This window comes from Candidatus Dadabacteria bacterium, from assembly GCA_026706695.1.
Taxonomy (GTDB): domain Bacteria; phylum Desulfobacterota_D; class UBA1144; order Nemesobacterales; family Nemesobacteraceae; genus Nemesobacter.
Map to the genome: position 1 here is coordinate 1 of JAPOYE010000088.1, position 17,313 is coordinate 17,313.

Sequence of the window (17,313 nt, forward strand, 5' to 3'; positions counted from 1 at the left end):
AGTTTTCTTCTCTTGGCAACCATTGAAACCAGTCCTTTTCTTGAATGGTTATCCTTGGGCGCTCTTTTCACATGCTCGGACAGTTCCTGTATCTTTCCGTTCAGAATCCCTATCTGAACCTCGGCCGAACCAACGTCGTTCTCATGTGTTTGAAACTCCTTTATGATTCGCGCCTTTTCTTCTTTCTGCAAAGACATAAATTACTTCCTCCTAGACCCTTGCCTGATCAGTTAAATACTCTTAAATGCCGGAACACTATATCCTTATCTCCAATATACTCAAATTCATCCGAGTCAGTTCTCGCCTCGCAGATAGAAAGAATCTTTCTCCGGCAAAATATGGTGATTATATCCCCATTTTTGAATTCGGGCAATTCCACGCCCGAAAGAACTCCCCGGCAAAGAGGAATTCCGTTGCGCACGCTCTCGCACAGATCCTCTTCCAAATGAACTCTCGGATAGCCACCGAGAACATCCTCCAAGGGGAGAATGCTGTAATTTCCGGATTCCACATCTTCAATACTGCTGGCCCCGCTCAGAGTGAATGGACCGCTTCTGAGTCTTCTCAGTTCGGAAAGATGAGCTCCGCAGCCCAGTTTCCTCCCGGCATCGGAAGCAATCACCCTTACGTAGGTTCCTCGAGAACACTTCACGTAAAAAGTCGCTTTAGGGTAAGAAAAATTAAGAAGTCTTATTTCCTCTATAGTGACTTTTTTCGGTTTCCTTTCAACTTCCTTCCCGGCTCTTGCAAGGGCGTAGAGCTTCGTACCTGAAACCTTGGCGGCGGAATACATTGGGGGGACCTGCATTATCTCCCCCGCAAATCCTTCAATGACCTCTTCAATCTCATTCTTGCCCAGATGCTCTGCATCCACCTGGCCGGTAACAGCACCGGTCTCGTCCATGGTATCGGTTGATACGCCCAAGATCATCTCGGCCTCGTATTCCTTTATATCATCTCCGAGGTAAGGAATGGCTTTTGTCGCCTGATTAAAACACACGGGCAATACCCCCGTCGCGAACGGATCCAGGGTACCCGTATGACCCGCCTTTTTTGCTCCCAAGACTTTTTTCACCCTGTTAAGAACCTGAGCGGATGTATAACCCTTGGGCTTATCGAGAATCATAACTCCATTCATCACATCGCTTCCTGAATCGAACTGAGAAGTCTACGTTTGACGGTAGCGAGCGGCGCGGAAACCACACATCCGGCCGCCTTGCGGTGCCCTCCCCCACCGTAACGTCTGGCAATCTGCGCCACGTCCACGTACTCCTTGGACCTGAGACTCACTTTCCAGCCGATGGCGGATTCCTGCCTCAGAAAAACCGCGACCTCAATCCCTTCAATTGCCCTCGCCATGCTTACAAGACCCTCTGTATGCTCCTTTTCGGTGCCGGTCTGCTCGAACATCTCGCTCGATACGTGAAGAAAGGCGATTTTCCCGGTTACCTCAAGGGTGTTCATTGCCAAGGTTCTAAGCATGACCTTTCTAAGAGGTTCGTTATCATAAATGAATCTTGAGATCTTTTCGGGGTCGGCTCCGCAGTTGACCAGATCAGCGGCGATCGTGAATGTCTCAGAACAGGTGTTTGAATACCGGAACGAACCGGTGTCCCCGACTATGGTGGAAAAAAGGCATTCCGCAACGTTCGGGCTGATGGGAATCCCGAGCCGCTTTATCATCCTGTAGAGAATAACTCCTGTAGAAGATGCGGTTTCATCGACAAGGCAGTACTCCGAACCCGTGCTGTTGGTTGCGTGATGGTCCACAAACGCAAACGTGAAACCGTTTTCCAGGATAAAATTTTCAAATTCTTTTCCGGGTCGCGAAACATCGGCACAGTCAAGGAGCATAACCACATCCACTGGGTTGGTGACGCCTTCAAGAGAATCGATAATGGCGGAGCATTCGGGAAGAAATCGCAGGTACTCAGGAACCCCGTCCGCGTTGTACATGATCACATCTTTTTCAAGCCCGCGAAGAACCAGCGCCATGGCTATGGTTGAACCCAGAGCGTCGCAATCCGGATTCTCGTGGGAAACGACAAGAAAGCTTTGGTTTTCCCTTATCAGGTTAAGGATGTTATCAAGCTCATCCATCCGAGAGGTCCTTTATGAGTTCGTCAATTCTCGCCCGCTTTTCCACCAAAGCGTCGTACTCGAATTCTATGTTGGGAATCTTCTTTATCCTCAATCTCTTGGAAAGAGTACTTCTTATGTAGCCTGTAGCGTTCCTTAATCCCTCAAGCATCTCCCGGGTATCGGAGCGTTCATCAAAAGAGGTAAAAAAGACCTTCGCGTAGCCCATGTCGTCTGTGACTCTCACGGCAGTTATGCTTGCCGACGATACCCTAGGGTCCTTGATCTTGCCGCGTACCAGCATCTCGGATATTTCCTTTATGAGAAGATCGGATATCCTCGCGGATCTTTTGTAGCTGTGAGACATCTTCGTTAACTTAGAAATGGATGATCTCCATTTCTTTTTCACCCATGCGGAAATTCCCCGTGCTCTCTATATAGGAAGTCACCTTGTTCAGAACGGAATTTACCAAGGAAGCATCGTTTGAAACATAACCAAGTCCTATGGTGGCCTTGTCCTTTAGGTCCAGGGAATCAACTTCAGTCAGCGAGAGGCTCTGGAACTTCGACCTCGTCCTTTCCACAAGGCTTTTCACCAGGCGTCTTTTATCTTTCAAAGACCTGTTGCCTGACATGTAGAGTTCAAACTTGGCTATGCCCACTACCATTTAAAATCCAGATATCAAAGCTCCTGCTTTATCTCCTCAAGCTTGTAGAGTTCGAAGACATCTCCCTGTTTCACGTCGTTGAAATTTTCTATCGTTATACCGCATTCGTAGCCCGATTGAACCTCCTTGACGTCCTCTTTAAAGCGTCTAAGAGAACTTACCTTGCCGTCAAAGACAACCGTGCCGTCCCGAACCACTCTGATGCTGTTGTCCCTGCTTACCCTGCCGTCAGAAACCATGCATCCCGCGATAGTCCCCACCCTTGACACGTGGAAAAGCTCCTTTACGTCCATGTGGGCCACCACGACTTCCTTGCGAATGGGCTCCAGGAGTCCCTCCATCGCGCTTTTTACGCGGCTTACCACATCGTAAATTATTGAATGAAGTTCAAGAGAGACACCTTCCTTCTCAGAGATCCTAAGCGCGTTCGCATCCGGGCGGACGTTAAACCCTATCACCACCGCGTTTGAGGCGCTCGCAAGAACCACATCCGTTTCGTTTATGCCTCCGGCTCCGGAGTGAACGATCTTTACCCTGCATTTCTCGGTAGAGAGTTTTTCCAAAGACTCCCTGAGAGCCTCAACCGATCCTTGGGTATCTGCCTTTATGATGAGCGAAAGTTCCTTCGCTTCCTCGTTTTCAATAGAGCTGAAAAGGTCTTCGAGCGAAAGTTTCGGAGTGGTGGTCACCTTGCGGGACCTGATCTTGTCCAGACGGTGAGAAGTTATCTCCTTGGCTGTCTTCTCATCCTTCACTGCATGGAATTTTTCCCCGGCTTCGGCAACTCCCGAGAGACCCATGATCTTAACGGGCATTGAAGGACCGACGCTTTTTACCGTTTTGCCCTTGTCATCGGTAAGGGCCCTTATTTTTCCACTGTGAACCCCTGATACAACGCAATCTCCGACCCGAAGAGTCCCCTCCTTGACTATGACAGTGGAGACCGCTCCCCTGCCCTTGTCAAGCTCCGCTTCTACCACCACACCATTTGCTTTTTTATCGGGCGACGCCTTGAGTTCAAGTATATCGGCCTGGAGCAGGACAAGCTCGAGGAGTTCGCTTAGACCCTTTTTCTTTTTCGCTGAAACCTCGGCAAAAAGAGTGTCTCCTCCCCACTGTTCCGATAGGAGATCTATCTCGGAGAGCTCTCTCCTGATTTTTTCGACATCGGCACCTTCCTTGTCGACTTTGTTTATGGCTACTATAATCGGAACTCCGGCCGCTTTCGCATGGTTGACCGCTTCGACCGTCTGGGGCATTACTCCGTCATCCGCCGCCACTACCAGGATCACTATGTCCGTTATACTCGCACCACGGGCCCTCATCGAAGTAAACGCCTCGTGCCCAGGCGTATCCACGAAAACTATTTTTGAATCCTTTATGTTCACCGCGTAGGCGCCTATGTGCTGCGTTATTCCACCAGCCTCTCCCGCGACAACATTGGTTTCCCTTATAGAGTCAAGGAGTGTGGTCTTGCCGTGATCAACATGTCCCATGACCGTAACGACCGGCGGGCGCGGCATTTTCTCCGCATCTTGCGACTCATCCTGATCAAAAAGCAGGTCCTCTTCAACAAACCTCTCAACGGTCACGTTAAAACCGAACTCATCGGCAAGAAGCTCGGCGGTATCGCTGTCAATTGACTGGTTGATCGTAGCGCCCGTACCCATGGTCATAAGTTTCTTAACGACTTCCGTCGCTTTTACGCTCATCATCTTCGCAAGTTCGGAAACCACTATCGTTTCGCCGACCTTGATGTTTCTTTTCGATGTGTGGGCTGGGGAAATCGGAACAACTCTCCCGTCCTGTCCATCTGCCGGGTAGGCTCCCCTGTTTTTCCCGGGTCCGTCAAAATTCTGCCTCAGTTTGGGCTTTTTGTTCTGTATTACATATTCCTTTCTGCTGGGAACCTTGGTCCGAAACGCTCTTTTGAGCTGCTCCAAGGTCTCTTCATCATGTATTTCCTCTTTTAGGGGCTTGCTCTTTTTAGCTTTTTTCTTCTGCTTTGGTTTTTCCTCATCTTCCACTTCCTCAATGACCTTTCCAGGTTCGGGAGATGGCTCCGGCTTAAGTTCAAGATCATCTTCCTGTGGAACCTCGACCTCGGCTTCGAGCGCCTCTTCGGGTATCGCTTCGCTCTCGGCGCTTGGAACTTGGAGTGGTTCAGTTTCCACGGATTCGGACGGGACAGGAATTTCGGGCTCCGGCTTGATTTCCGCAGGTTCCCCGGCAGCCGGAACGGCTTCTGCTTCCACGGGCTCCGGCTCCGGTTTTACAACCTTCTTTCTTCTCCTGACAACTCTCGAGCCGCTTCTTCTTTCGACGAAGTCGCCCGTCTCAGACTTGAAAACCTTTACGGTTTCCTTCTGCTTTTCCGCCGTTTCTGAAGAATTCTCCTCCGGGACGCTAATAAGCGCCTTTTTTATTCTCTCGGCATCTGTTTCCGAGACCACGTTTTGGTGACTTGTAACTTTCATTCCAAGCTTTACGCTCTGCTCCACTACCTCTTTGCTGGTTATTCCCAGCTCTTTGGCTATCTGATGTATCCTGACTTTAGGCATATTCCCCAAAAAATCCGCTCTCCCATAGATGCGGGTCGGTGGTTTTTGCTACTCGTCTGTTCGCGAATCCCCTACCTCTGTGCCGGTCGGCGATGATATATTAACCTCTTCTGCATCCGAAGCCTCTTCGGTTCCGCTCTCAACAGGCATCTCCTCAAGTTTTTCCATAAGCGCCACGCGGGCCGCTTTCTGAAGCGTGGAAACCTCGTCCTCGTTGAGACTTCCAACCTTCATGAGCACATCCGGTTCGCAAAAAGCTATGTGTTCAAGAGAGTAAAATCCGTCATTATAAAGCAGGCTTGCTGTAACCTCGCTTACAGACGGTAAGCTTGTAAGAAGGGAGAGCACTTCCTGCTGTTCCTGCTTGACTCTGGACTCAGTTTTTATATCTATCTTCCACTCGGTAAGCTGCGACGCCAGCCTTACGTTCTGTCCCTTCCTCCCGATAGCAAGAGAAAGCTGGTCATCATCAACTATGACCTCCATAGAGCGGCTGTTCTCGTCAATTACAACCTTGTTGACAACGGCCGGAGAGAGAGCGTTGCAGACGTAGCGGGCGGGATCTTCTGACCAAGGAACTATATCCACCTTCTCGCCCCTGAGTTCCTGGATGATGCTCTGAACCCTAGAGCCCCTCATTCCCACGCAGGCACCAACCGCGTCCACATCCGAATCGTTTGACGCCACGGCTATTTTCGTTCTTCCCCCGGGGTCTCTCGAGATAGCTTTTATCTCCACTATATTCTCGGCGATTTCTGGAACTTCCGACTCAAAAAGCCTCATTACGAAACTCACATGAGCTCTTGAAAGGATAAGCCTCGGCTCCCCCCTGGGCGACTCCTTTATATCGAGAAGCACAGCTCGTATTCTTTCCTTCATCTTGTAGTACTCTCTCGGTACCTGCTGTTCCGGGGGCAGGACGGCTTCAACCCTTCCGAGATCAACTATTATGTGCCTTCTGTCAACCCTTCTCACTATGCCGCCGATTATGGTTCCTTTCCTGCCGATAAATTCCTCGTATATAACCTTGCCTTCGGCCTCCTTGAGTTTCTGAAGGACCTTCTGCTTGGCGTTGTGAATGGCAATTCTAGTGTATTCGGGGCTTATCTTAACGCCTATCATGTCTCCAAGTTCAGTTTCGGGATCGAGTTCGGACGCTTCGGTGAGGGAAATCTCAATTTCGGGGTCGGTTACGGTTTCCACAACCTCCTTGTACTCGAAAAGCTCTACCTCTCCCTCATCGGGGTTATAGTAAACGTCGAGTTCCTTGTCCTGATTCTTTGACTTGAGAAGCTTCTCGGCAGCGGACAGAACCGCTTCCTCAACCGCACTTATTATGCGTTCCCTGTCAATGCCCTTGTCTTTCCCTACGGAATCTATAACTCTCGTCAGTTCCGTAATCATTTTCTCGCTCCTTTCCCAAAATCAATTTCCAAGTTCGCCCTGCTGACGGAGCCGAAAGGCACGCTGTAGGAACGGCCATCAACTTCCACCAGAATCATTTCCCCTTCCATTCCGAGAAGCGTTCCGGAAAAAACCCTTCTGTCATCGACCGGACCCGTGGTCTTTATCTTCACTTTCCTTCCCTTGAACCTCTCGTAGTCGCTTTGCCTGTTAAGGGGCCTCCTGAGACCGGGAGAAGATACCTCAAGCGTGTAAGAATGCTGTGGCATTATGTCGTAGGCATCCAGAACCACACCGAGCTCTCTGCTCACGTTAGCGCAGTCATCAACGGTGACCCCGCCCTCCTTGTCAAGAAATACCCTCAAGACCCTGCCACCTCTTTCCCTCAGATACTTTATATCCACAAGCTCGCAGGAGTTTTCCTCGACAATCGGGTGAAGAACCTCCAGAACCGCTTTTTCAAGCTTACCGTTAGCCTTTTCCACAAAAATTCTCCGTGTCTTTCATACCCTTCAACAAAAAAGAGCGGGTAAAGACCCACTCTTTCCAAAGCGGTTTAAATTCTACATAAAACAAAAAAATCGGCAAGAAAATACCCGATTGTCACGCGACCCCTTCGGCGTATTTAAGCTCCAGTTCCTGGAGTTTTTTTATCCTGTTTCTGAATTCGGCCGCCTTCTCGAATTCAAGCTTCTTCGCGGCGGACTTCATCTCCCTCGAAAGCTTAGCTATAGTTCCCGGGATCTTGTTCGGGGGGATATCGAGGAGATCTTCCTCCTCCGTACCGGAAATCTCGAGATAGTCAGACTCGTATATGGAACCCAGTACGTCGGTTATGTTCTTTTCGATGCTTCTCGGAACTATGTTGTTTCGAGCGTTGTACTCCATCTGAATATTTCTTCTTCTGCGGGTTTCCGCCATGGCGGCGCGCATAGACCCCGTCATGGTGTCTGCGTAGAGAATCACCCTGCCAGAAACATTTCTCGCTGCCCGGCCGAAAACCTGAACAAGCGACGTTTCTGAACGAAGGTATCCTTCTTTGTCGGCATCAAGCACTGCAACAAGGGAAACCTCGGGTATGTCGAGTCCTTCCCGAAGAAGATTTATTCCGATCAGGACGTCAAATCTTGCGGCTCTTAAGTCCCTTACGATCTTTATTCTCTCGAGTGTGTCAATCTCCGAATGCAGGTATTCAACCCGCAGGCCGAGTTCCCTATAATAATCCGTAAGGTCTTCTGCCATCTTCTTTGTAAGCGTCGTAACCAGGGCCCTCTGCCCTCCGGCAGCCACTTTTCTTAGTTCATCAAACAGATCGTCCACCTGGTTCTGGGCGGTGCGGGTTTCAATTAAGGGGTCGGCAAGGCCCGTCGGCCGTATGATCTGTTCAACGACGTTACCGCGGGCCGCTGCGAGTTCGTAAGGCCCTGGGGTAGCCGAAACGTATATCACCTGTCCGATCTTGGCTTCGAACTCCTCAAAATTAAGCGGGCGGTTATCAAACGCCGAAGGAAGCCGGAAACCGTTTTCAACCAGAGAGAGCTTCCTGCTTCTGTCACCGAGGTACATGCCCCGAAGCTGCGGAATCATCTGGTGACTTTCATCAATCACGCATAGAAAATCCTCGGGGAAATAATCAAGAAGCGTGTAGGGAGGTTCTCCAGGGCGTCGCCCGGAAATGTATCTTGAATAATTCTCGATGCCGGGACAAAAACCCATCGTATCCAGCAACTCAAGATCAAACCTGGTCCTTTCCTCAAGCCGGTCGGCCTCAAGTTCCATTCCCCTCTCCTTGAGTTCAGCAAGCCTGGCCTCAAGCTCCCTGTCTATGTTCTCGACCGCCTGCTCAAGAACACTCTTGGGGGCCACGTAATGAGAACCCGGGAAAATGGAGACTTCCCGGACCTCCCCGGCGGCCTTGCCGCTTAGAGGGTCTATAGCGCGTATCGTCTCTATTGAGTCTCCGAAAAACTCGACTCTGAGCGCGGTCGATTCCTCATGCGAGGGAAACACGTCTACCACGTCCCCCCTAACCCTGTAAGTACCCCTGTCGAGTTCGTCGATCTTCCTTTCGTAACGCACCTCCTCAAGCCTGAGGGCGAAATCATTTCTTGAAAGCTCCATTCCCACCTCGATTTCGGTAAGCATGCCGTAATAAACCTTGGGCGCCCCGATCCCGTAGATAGCCGAAACGCTTGAGACGATTATCACATCCCTTCGTCTGAAAAGAGCTTTGGTGGCGGCGTGGCGCATGCGGTCTATGTATTCGTTTATCGATGCGTCTTTCTCTATGTACGTATCGGTCTCGGGGATATAGGCCTCGGGTTGATAGTAGTCGTAGTAGCTCACGAAATAGTGAACTTCGTTTTCGGGGAAAAAATCGCGCAGTTCGGCGTATATCTGCGCAGCCAGTGTCTTGTTGTGAACAAGTATCAGCGTGGGACGTCCGGCGTCACGGATAACCTGGGCTACGGTAAAGGTCTTGCCGCTTCCGGTAACTCCAAGGAGAACCTGATCCTTGCACCCAAGCTTTAGCCCTTTGCCCAATGCGGAGATGGCCCGGGGCTGATCTCCCTTGGGTTCAAAGGGGCTTTTGAGATTAAACAGAGATTTCCCGGAATCCATTTCGGAGACTATTTTAACCACCCGTACGGCCATCATAAACACGCAAAGGCTCAACCGTAGTCGCAGAAACGGTCTTTCAGTGATTTTACAGGAGCCAACCCATGAGAAATAATATAATTTTGGAGCAGAGAACAGGCGAAAAGCGGCGTTGCGATACCGTTTTTCACCTCAGGTGTAATGTACAAAGAAACGGACAGGTGAATTTCTCCGGGGTCTCTCCCCAGCAATCCACGGTTCCATGAGCGAAAAAAAAGGCAGGGTTTATCTGATCGGCGCGGGTCCCGGCGATGCGGGACTTCTTACCCTAAAGGGAAAGAAACTGCTCGGGGAAGCACAGGTGGTAATCTATGACTCTCTGGTAAATCCGCAGATTCTTAAATTCTGCCGCCCCGACACAGAACTTCTCTTCGCAGGCAAGACAATGGGGCGGGCCCATATATCCCAAGAAGAGATAAACGAGCTTCTCATAAGCAAGGCAAGAGAGGGAAAGACGGTGGCCAGACTAAAAGGGGGCGACCCTTTTGTTTTCGGAAGGGGTGGAGAAGAAGCTGAAGCGATAGTTCAGAACGGCATAGATATCGAGATCGTCCCGGGAGTAAGCTCCGTTACCGCGGTGCCGGCTTACGGAGGAATTCCCATTACTCACAGACAATACAATTCTTCTTTCGCAGTCTTTACCGGACATCATCAGGGAGAGGATTCTGACTATGATCCGGCTCAGATAGAAACACTGGTATTCCTCATGGGACTAAGCAAAATCGAGAGCATAATGAAAAAACTGCTTGAGCTCGGAAAGGAACCGTCCACTCCCGTTGCCGTCATATCCTGCGGCACGCTGCCCGAACAGGCGTCCGTCGTGGGAACCATTTCCGACATAGCGGAAAAAACCAGAGTCCTTGACGTGCAGACCCCGGCCACCATAGTGGTTGGAGAAGTCGCTGCGCTCGCGGAAGCTATAGGATGGTATGAAAAAAAGTCTCTTTTCGGAAAAACCGTAATGGTAACAAGAGAAAAGGAGGCTTCATCCGAGTTCGCAGAACTTCTCGCCTCCTGCGGAGCAAAAACCATCGAATTCCCCGCAATCCAGATAAAGCCCATAAGGGATACCGAAGAGCAGCAACTTTCGGTACGGAACCTTGGAGACTACGACTTTGTGGTGTTCACAAGCGTAAACGGAGTCAGCAACTATTTTGAGGTGCTGGCCTCTCATGAAAAGGACTCGCGTGACCTAAAAGGCAAGAAGATAATAGCCATAGGAGAAAAAACGTCAGAAGAGCTATTAAAGTACAACCTCACACCGGATTACATGCCCGAGGTCTATACGGCTGAAGGAATAATCTCGCTTGCGGAGAAACTGAATCTCGACGGCAGGAAAATACTTATCCCAAGGGCGCTTGTGGCAAGAGAACTCCTCCCTGAAACGCTACGGGCGATGGGAGCCACGGTGGAGGTGCTCTGCGTTTATGAAACTCTTGTTCCAAGCTATACAAAGGAAGAAATTGACCTGATGAAGATGAGATTCTCCGACGCGGAGATAGACCTCGTAACGTTCACAAGTTCCTCGACCGTAACGAATTTCTTCTCGCTTCTCGGGAAAGGCCCGGAGCTTTTCGCCAGAACCGTGTTCGCCTGCATAGGACCCGTAACGGCCGCGACGCTGCTTGACCACGGTTTTACCCCGGCGGTAACAGCCGACATCCATACGACCCGGGGCCTCAAAGAAAAAATCCTGAACTTTTATCTCTCGTAACAAGGCAGGCACCTTGAAATGCCAAGATTTCCGATCAGAAAAGAGCCATCCACGGAAGACGACGGAACCCTTCGCGGAAAAATATCCGAGAGCGACTACACGCATATAACGAAAGTGCTGAGGCTAGGAGCCGGGGACCGCATAACCGTTTTTGACACTGAATCCACAGAGTATGAAGGCACAATAACGTATCTCTCTGATCGAACCATCGCCCTACAGGTTCACGACACCCGCATGTTGGAAACAGAACCTGAACTGGAACTTAATCTCTTCCAGGCAATTCTCAAGGGAAACAGGATGGACGGGATAATAAGTCAGGCGACGCAGCTCGGCGTATCGGGAATTTTCCCGGTAGTTTCCGAAAGGACCCAGGTAAGGTCAACCGCAAAGGTGGACAGATGGAACAAAATAGCCGGGGAATCGACAAAGCAATGCGGAAGGGTAACGCCGCCTCTGGTTTCCGAGCCGGTCGATTTTCAAAGGTCCCTTGAAATAAGAAACGAAAGCGAGATGAAGATAGTACTTTACGAAAACCAAAGCGAACTGCTCAGAGATTACATGGGTTCCCACGAGAAATCCGTAAGAACGATAAATCTCTTCATAGGCCCCGAGGGAGGTTTTTCGGAACAGGAAATCACCCTTGCAAAGGAAAAAGGCTATGCAATACTTGGGCTTGGAGAAAGGATACTGAGGGCGGAAACAGCTTCAGTCGTAAGCTTAGCGCTTCTGCAGTCTCACTTCGGCGATATCTAATTGTTATCACATAACGAACATTGGACAAATGCGGCCGCTTAAGCAGTCTTGGTCCATTAACCCCAGGGGAGAAACGTAGCGTGATAAGTCTTTCACGTACTCGATAACTTCATCTCGCCTTTCCTCGGAGTTAATGTTACCGGGATTACGACATCCGCATGATAAGGATTGTCATATAACGGCGAGGGCTATAGAGTCCGAAGGGTTCCCGAAAATCCTGGAAGAGCATCCACAGTTTTCCGGCCAATTATCCGTTGCAAACCGTGTTCTCATGTGTATACTCCTTCCACGCTGAAAGCACCCCTGTTCCCTGGAAACATCGAATTTGTCGTAAAACATGCGGGAAAAGACGTACTTTCAAGGCACGTCATAAAGACTCCCGCCACTGACTCGGGTTCTGAAGAGATTTCAGGCTGCCGGAGTTCTCGCAGACGGCACCCGGATGTGCCCCAAAATTGTTCCCAGTCTCTTTGGACCCGGGGCTACCTTCGGTGCGCTTTTTGGCTCAGAGAACAAACCGAAATGATATCAAGAAGTGATGTAGAAGAATTGCTTGACGGGCCCCATCTTGACGGGGGAATCGATTGTTTCCACCAAGGCAAAGTCGCATCGGTCAATATTCTGGAGGGACAAAACAGCATTGGAAGCACGGTCTACGGCGAAGATGGGAAATTGTACCATCAGAGCATACGTCTAAACATCGCGCTCAAAGGTTACGTTGAAGCAGTTATAGGCAGATGTTCCTGCTCCGTCGGTTTTAACTGCGAGCATGTAATAGCGGCGCTTCTCGAGGCGGCATCCAGACTCAGCACCGAAACTCGTTCGAAAAACCCGGACCACCTTCTTGCCCCCCGCAACTCATCAAACCACCGGACTGAAGCGCCCGCGACGAAACGTACTCGCAAAGAGGTGCTCTATATTTTTCGCGTCTCCGAAAACGGAACTGTCAGAGTGGACCCCCTCACCGCGCGGTTCGGAGAAGACGGCACCATGCTCTCAACGGAGAAATACAGATGTAACAGTTCCGGCTATGACGTCTCCAAGAAATTTCTCACAACAAAAGACTTCTTCATTCTTCTAAAGCTTTCTGAGTTCTCGGAAGGAACCTGGAAGAGGCACTACAACTGGCCGGAAGGAAAACCGCTTGTTGAATTAATCCAGAGGCTGCTCAGCACCGGTCGCGTCCGTGCGGGAAGCGTCAATGGGCCAATTCTTTCCTGGGGCCCGCCGAGGCGGTTTGAGTTTAAATGGATTCCGGACAGCAGGGGAAATCAGTCTGCAAAGACACTTGATGAGGGCGGAGAGGAACTCTCCCTTCTGCTTTTCTCGCCCCTTCTTTACATTGACGTCCGAAGCGGGCTGATAGGGATGGCAGAAACAGACATTCCGCCGTCCCTTGCGGAAACGCTTGCCGCGTCTCCTCCCGTGCCTCCGGAGAAATCCGGTATCGTCGCCAAGAATCTGGCGACCCTGGGTGGCGATAACGTGCCCAAACCCCGGATAATGGAAGTAACCAGCAGAGATGATCTCATCCCCCGGCCGGTACTGACTCTGAGCAGCGTTACGACCAGAGTCCCGAAACGCATGCGCATGTATGGCCCTCTGCGTAAAATCAAGTCCCCCAAGATAGTCTACCCCTGCGCGCGGATTGATATCGCATATGAGGGAACAGAAGAGAGGATGATCCCCGCCATGGGCGACGATATTCAGATTCTGACCGAACAGGGGGTCGAAATAATCATCCGCGACCTTGATCTGGAGTGGGAATATGTGGAGGGGCTCGAAGAAATCGCGGAGGACTATGAAGGAATTCCGCCCGGGTCTCCTGATTTTAAAATGGGCAGGGTCCCGAAGGTGGTTCGAGAGTCCGATATTGTCTTCAACCCGATTCTGAAAGACATCGAACAGGTACACAGCTCCCTTGTTAATTTCTCGGTACAGGCCGTCCCCCGGTTGCGCGAGGAGGGGTGGCAGGTTCAGATTGAAAAGAGCTGGCCGTTTCATCTGAGCGAAGAGCGTGTCAGTTTCAGCGCGAAGATACTGCCTCAGGGCGAAGACCGCTTTTCTCTGTCTCTCTGCCTTAAAGCCGGGGACGAGGAGCTGGACCTCGTGCCGACAATACTCCAGGTGATAAAGATTCTTCCGCTGAAAGACTCGGGAACCCTTGAAGGCTGTCTTGAGGAAATGATATCGCCCTACTCCTTTTACCCGCAACTCAAAGACGGCTCAAGGGTAAGAGTTGAGGGCGCAAAGATCCTTCCTTTTGTCCAGGCGTCTGTTGAAATCAGCAGCCTCACCGAATTTCACAAGGGGGATGCGGGACGGATCTCCGAGTTTGCGCAGGCGCTTGAAGGATCGGGCGTTCTGTGGAGGGGAGGAAAGGAAATTCTTGAACTCGGCGAACGTCTTCGCGCTCTCGCGTCCACCTCCGGCACCGAACCTCCCGCGACGATGAAGGGTGCTCTGCGTCCCTACCAGAAGCTTGGATACGGGTGGCTGCTCGCGCTTTGCGACAGCGGTTTCGGCGGAGTGCTGGCCGACGACATGGGACTCGGGAAAACTGTACAGGCTCTTGCGCTCCTTGCCCGCCGCCATCTTGAGACGGGAACGGACCGTCCGAGCCTGCTTGTCGTCCCCACAAGCCTTGTCAGCAACTGGGTCCGCGAGGCGGCGCGTTTCGTTCCGGAACTGAGAGTGATTTCCCTGCGGGGGCCGGAGAGAAAGAACAGGTTCCGTGAAATCCCCGACCATCATCTGGTAATAACCACCTACCCGCTTGTAACCAGGGACCACGGGGAACTTCTCTCCCGCCAATACGATCTGGCGATTCTGGACGAGGCACAGGCAGTTAAAAACCCTTCCACGTCAGTAGCGAAACGCATACGCGGAATAAACGCCCGCCAGCGCGTGGCGCTTACGGGAACCCCGATGGAAAACAATCTTGGTGAACTCTGGTCTCTTTACGACTGGCTTATCCCCGGGTTCCTTGGCGACCGCAAATCGTTTAACAGAAACTACAGGACTCCGATAGAAAAACACGGCGACACGGAAAAACAGCGGCTGCTCTCAGCGCGCCTCAAGCCGTTTCTGCTTCGCAGGGCGAAGGAGGACGTAGCAAGGGATCTTCCGGTGAAAACGGAGATTGACGAGGTAATTCCGCTTTCAGAAAGCCAGCGCGCGCTCTATGAGATTATCCGGGTAGCGATGGATGAACGGATAAGGGAAGCCGTGCGCCAAAAGGGGATAGCCCGGTCCCGCATAACGATTCTTGACGCACTGCTCAGGCTTCGCCAGGTGTGCTGCGACCCTGCTCTCGTGAAACTCGCCGCCGCGAAAAAGTTTACCGAGAGCTCCAAACGCAAGAGACTGTCTGAACTTCTCCGGGAGCTTGTCGCCGAGGGACGGAAGGTACTCGTTTTCTCGCAGTTCGTCGAAATGCTGCGCCTGATTGAAAAAGATGTGGAGAGCATGGGCTGGTCCTACGCCATGCTCCATGGGCAGACCAGAAAACGGGATGAGCAGATAGCGAAATTCCAGGACGGAGACACGCAGCTGTTTCTGATCAGCCTCAAGGCCGGGGGAGTGGGGCTCAATCTCACGGCCGCCGACACTGTTATCCTTTATGATCCGTGGTGGAATCCGGCGGTTGAACGCCAGGCGATGGACAGGGCGCACAGGATAGGCCAGGAGAATCCGGTTTTTGTCTATCGCTTGATCGCTGAAGGATCGGTTGAGGCCACAATAGTCGAAATGCAGACGCGAAAAAAAGCGCTTGCCGACGCGCTTTTTGAAGGCGGAGGAGAAGGGGCCCTCGCACTCACAGAGGAAGACTTAAACGCCCTTCTTATGCCTATCGGTTGAACCGGCAATCACCGCCGGGCATCTGTTTTGCCAAGAGCAAGGAGCTCTCAGTCAACCAGCGTATAGATAGCCGTGCCCTTCGCCACGCAGACACCCGAATTCAGCACCTCGCTCTCAACGGGCATTATTCTCCCCTGCCGCAGCACTCTGGCGCGGCAAATGGTAATACCTTCCCTTACGGGCTCAAGGTAGTTTATGTTCATTCCGGACGTAAGGAACTTTTTTCCCTCTCTTGCGACACTGGCGACGGCAACTCCGCAGGCCGCGTCAGCCAAGGTGAAAATTACCCCGCCGTGGAGCATTCCGTAGTGCTGCGTATATTCCTCAATAAACGGCATGGAAATTTCCGACTCCCCGTTTTCCATGCGGAGAATCTCTATTTTCATCGTGTCGAAAATCTTCGGGTGACCGGAGGAAAGTCTGATGGGTTCCTTGCTCATATTCCACGCTCCTTTAAAACTGAACTTCTGGCAAAAAATAGAAAACCTAGGAATACCATAAGCGCTAGTGAAACAAACATCGTTCTGAATCCGAAAAATTCCGCCACAATTCCGAAAACAAAAGATCCCAGCATTCCGCCGCCCGTGAACGAAACGCTGCTTATGGCAAAAGCCTTCGCTCTCGCTTCCTTCGGATTCGATTCTATTATGATCGAATATATTGAAGGATACACAAATCCATGTGCGCAACCGAATATGATTCCACAGAGAATAAGAAGTTTAAGCTCGTACACAAAACTCAGCATGACAACACTCAGTCCCAGAAAGAAAACGGACGGGGAAGCAACTCTCCACTTGCCGTACCTGTCGGGAACCCAGCCGAGAAATATCCTGATGGCGAGCACCGAAAGGGTGTAGGAAAGAAAATAAACGTGAAAATTCTCTATATTTATTGAAAGCGAGAAGATGGATATGAAGTTAAACGTTGTTATAAACGCCGCTCCGCATATAAAAAGCGTAACTGAAGACACAGATGTAGCCTTATCGCGAAGACAGTCCATATAGCCTGGCCCCGTGTCTTTCGGCGCCGCTGATTTTTTCCCCTCTCCGATCATAAGGGAGACTCCCAAGCCAACAAGCGCCGTAACGGTAAGGAAGAAAACAAAGAAATCAAAACCGAAATTCTTTATCAGAATGGAGCCAACGTAAGGAGCAATCGCATAGTTTATTATTGTGAAGACACCGTATATGCCGAGCGCCTGAGCTCTCTTTTGCTCGCTTGAAACATCAACCGTAAGCGCTCCGGCGGCGACAAAGAAAAGAGAAAAGGAACAGCCGTGAACTATCCTGATAAGGTAGTAGAGGTAATCGACCCTATCTAATAAGGCGAGTGGAAATGTCGAGACGGCAAGCAGCGCGAACCCCAGCAGCACAAACAGTTTCTTTCCGTACCTGTCGGTTATGTGGCCGGCGTAAGGAGTAAGAAAAAGGGTGCTCAGTCCCGCAATACCCATTACGAATCCCACAATCTTCTCGGTCCCTCCCAGTTCAGAAATTCTAATGGGCAGAAGGAGAAACGAATGGAAGTTAAAGAAGTAAAGGCACCCGAGAAAAGTTACAAGCACAAAGCTTCTGTTAAGCAAGGGTGGTGAATTTTTCTGTGCGTCGCTCATTTT

The 17,313-nt window shown here is 50.9% G+C and carries 14 protein-coding genes; 3 read left to right on the forward strand and 11 right to left on the reverse strand.

Going from position 1 to position 17,313, the window contains the following annotated elements:
- From rpsO to uvrB, 9 genes are all read right to left on the reverse strand, one after another.
- The coding region (rpsO, locus tag OXG10_06550; GenBank protein MCY3827022.1) for a 30S ribosomal protein S15 at positions 1–197 on the reverse strand (197 nt) is incomplete at its 3' end.
- 29 nt (positions 198–226) lie between these two features.
- Positions 227–1,138, reverse strand: coding sequence for a tRNA pseudouridine(55) synthase TruB (gene truB, locus OXG10_06555; protein MCY3827023.1), 912 nt, complete (start codon positions 1,136–1,138; stop codon positions 227–229).
- Complete coding sequence (locus tag OXG10_06560; GenBank protein MCY3827024.1) at positions 1,138–2,100, reverse strand: bifunctional oligoribonuclease/PAP phosphatase NrnA; 963 nt, start codon at positions 2,098–2,100, stop codon at positions 1,138–1,140. Before OXG10_06560 ends, truB begins: the two co-directional genes overlap by 1 nt.
- On the reverse strand, positions 2,093–2,446 hold the full coding sequence (rbfA, locus tag OXG10_06565; protein MCY3827025.1) for a 30S ribosome-binding factor RbfA: 354 nt from the start codon (positions 2,444–2,446) through the stop codon (positions 2,093–2,095). Before rbfA ends, OXG10_06560 begins: the two co-directional genes overlap by 8 nt.
- 10 nt (positions 2,447–2,456) lie before the next feature.
- Positions 2,457–2,747, reverse strand: a complete 291-nt coding sequence (locus tag OXG10_06570) for a DUF503 domain-containing protein (protein ID MCY3827026.1) — start codon at positions 2,745–2,747, stop codon at positions 2,457–2,459.
- A gap of 14 nt (positions 2,748–2,761) precedes the next feature.
- The gene (gene infB / locus OXG10_06575) at positions 2,762–5,308 is read right to left on the reverse strand and encodes a translation initiation factor IF-2 (GenBank protein ID MCY3827027.1); all 2,547 of its coding nucleotides are present in this window, start codon (positions 5,306–5,308) and stop codon (positions 2,762–2,764) included.
- Between the two features lie 48 nt (positions 5,309–5,356).
- Positions 5,357–6,712, reverse strand: coding sequence for a transcription termination factor NusA (nusA, locus tag OXG10_06580; GenBank protein MCY3827028.1), 1,356 nt, complete (start codon positions 6,710–6,712; stop codon positions 5,357–5,359).
- A complete protein-coding gene (locus tag OXG10_06585; GenBank protein ID MCY3827029.1) occupies positions 6,709–7,197 on the reverse strand; it encodes a ribosome maturation factor RimP in 489 nt (162 codons plus the stop codon). The genes nusA and OXG10_06585 overlap by 4 nt, the downstream gene beginning before the upstream one ends.
- 118 nt (positions 7,198–7,315) lie before the next feature.
- The gene (gene uvrB, locus OXG10_06590) at positions 7,316–9,334 is read right to left on the reverse strand and encodes an excinuclease ABC subunit UvrB (GenBank protein MCY3827030.1); all 2,019 of its coding nucleotides are present in this window, start codon (positions 9,332–9,334) and stop codon (positions 7,316–7,318) included.
- A 238-nt stretch (positions 9,335–9,572) separates the two neighbouring features.
- Between uvrB and cobA the strand changes: the two genes are divergently transcribed.
- The 3 genes from cobA to OXG10_06605 all read left to right on the forward strand — a co-directional run bounded on the left by cobA (position 9,573) and on the right by OXG10_06605 (position 15,698).
- Entirely contained in the window at positions 9,573–11,084 is a 1,512-nt protein-coding gene (gene cobA, locus OXG10_06595; protein MCY3827031.1) for a uroporphyrinogen-III C-methyltransferase, read from the forward strand.
- Between the two features lie 18 nt (positions 11,085–11,102).
- Complete coding sequence (locus OXG10_06600; GenBank protein MCY3827032.1) at positions 11,103–11,837, forward strand: 16S rRNA (uracil(1498)-N(3))-methyltransferase; 735 nt, start codon at positions 11,103–11,105, stop codon at positions 11,835–11,837.
- Between the two features lie 522 nt (positions 11,838–12,359).
- Entirely contained in the window at positions 12,360–15,698 is a 3,339-nt protein-coding gene (locus OXG10_06605) for a DEAD/DEAH box helicase (protein MCY3827033.1), read from the forward strand.
- Positions 15,699–15,745: 47 nt separating this feature from the next.
- Here the strand turns inward: OXG10_06605 and OXG10_06610 are convergent, their stop codons facing one another.
- Positions 15,746–16,138 carry a PaaI family thioesterase gene (locus tag OXG10_06610; protein MCY3827034.1) on the reverse strand — a complete coding sequence of 131 codons (393 nt, stop codon included), beginning with the start codon at positions 16,136–16,138 and terminating at the stop codon, positions 15,746–15,748.
- Complete coding sequence (locus OXG10_06615) at positions 16,135–17,310, reverse strand: MFS transporter (GenBank protein MCY3827035.1); 1,176 nt, start codon at positions 17,308–17,310, stop codon at positions 16,135–16,137. Before OXG10_06615 ends, OXG10_06610 begins: the two co-directional genes overlap by 4 nt.
- Positions 17,311–17,313 lie beyond the last annotated feature (3 nt).

Bases quoted from the DNA above. Each gene is read 5' to 3' on its own strand.
- truB (MCY3827023.1), bottom strand. From the start codon at position 1,138: ATGAATGGAGTTATGATTCTCGATAAGCCCAAGGGTTATACATCCGCT.
- OXG10_06570 (MCY3827026.1), bottom strand. From the start codon at position 2,747: ATGGTAGTGGGCATAGCCAAGTTTGAACTCTACATGTCAGGCAACAGG.
- OXG10_06615 (MCY3827035.1), bottom strand. From the start codon at position 17,310: ATGAGCGACGCACAGAAAAATTCACCACCCTTGCTTAACAGAAGCTTT.
- OXG10_06605 (MCY3827033.1), top strand. From the start codon at position 12,360: ATGATATCAAGAAGTGATGTAGAAGAATTGCTTGACGGGCCCCATCTT.
- nusA (MCY3827028.1), bottom strand. From the start codon at position 6,712: ATGATTACGGAACTGACGAGAGTTATAGATTCCGTAGGGAAAGACAAG.
- OXG10_06600 (MCY3827032.1), top strand. From the start codon at position 11,103: ATGCCAAGATTTCCGATCAGAAAAGAGCCATCCACGGAAGACGACGGA.
- infB (MCY3827027.1), bottom strand. From the start codon at position 5,308: ATGCCTAAAGTCAGGATACATCAGATAGCCAAAGAGCTGGGAATAACC.
- OXG10_06610 (MCY3827034.1), bottom strand. From the start codon at position 16,138: ATGAGCAAGGAACCCATCAGACTTTCCTCCGGTCACCCGAAGATTTTC.
- OXG10_06560 (MCY3827024.1), bottom strand. From the start codon at position 2,100: ATGGATGAGCTTGATAACATCCTTAACCTGATAAGGGAAAACCAAAGC.
- uvrB (MCY3827030.1), bottom strand. From the start codon at position 9,334: ATGGATTCCGGGAAATCTCTGTTTAATCTCAAAAGCCCCTTTGAACCC.
- cobA (MCY3827031.1), top strand. From the start codon at position 9,573: ATGAGCGAAAAAAAAGGCAGGGTTTATCTGATCGGCGCGGGTCCCGGC.
- rbfA (MCY3827025.1), bottom strand. From the start codon at position 2,446: ATGTCTCACAGCTACAAAAGATCCGCGAGGATATCCGATCTTCTCATA.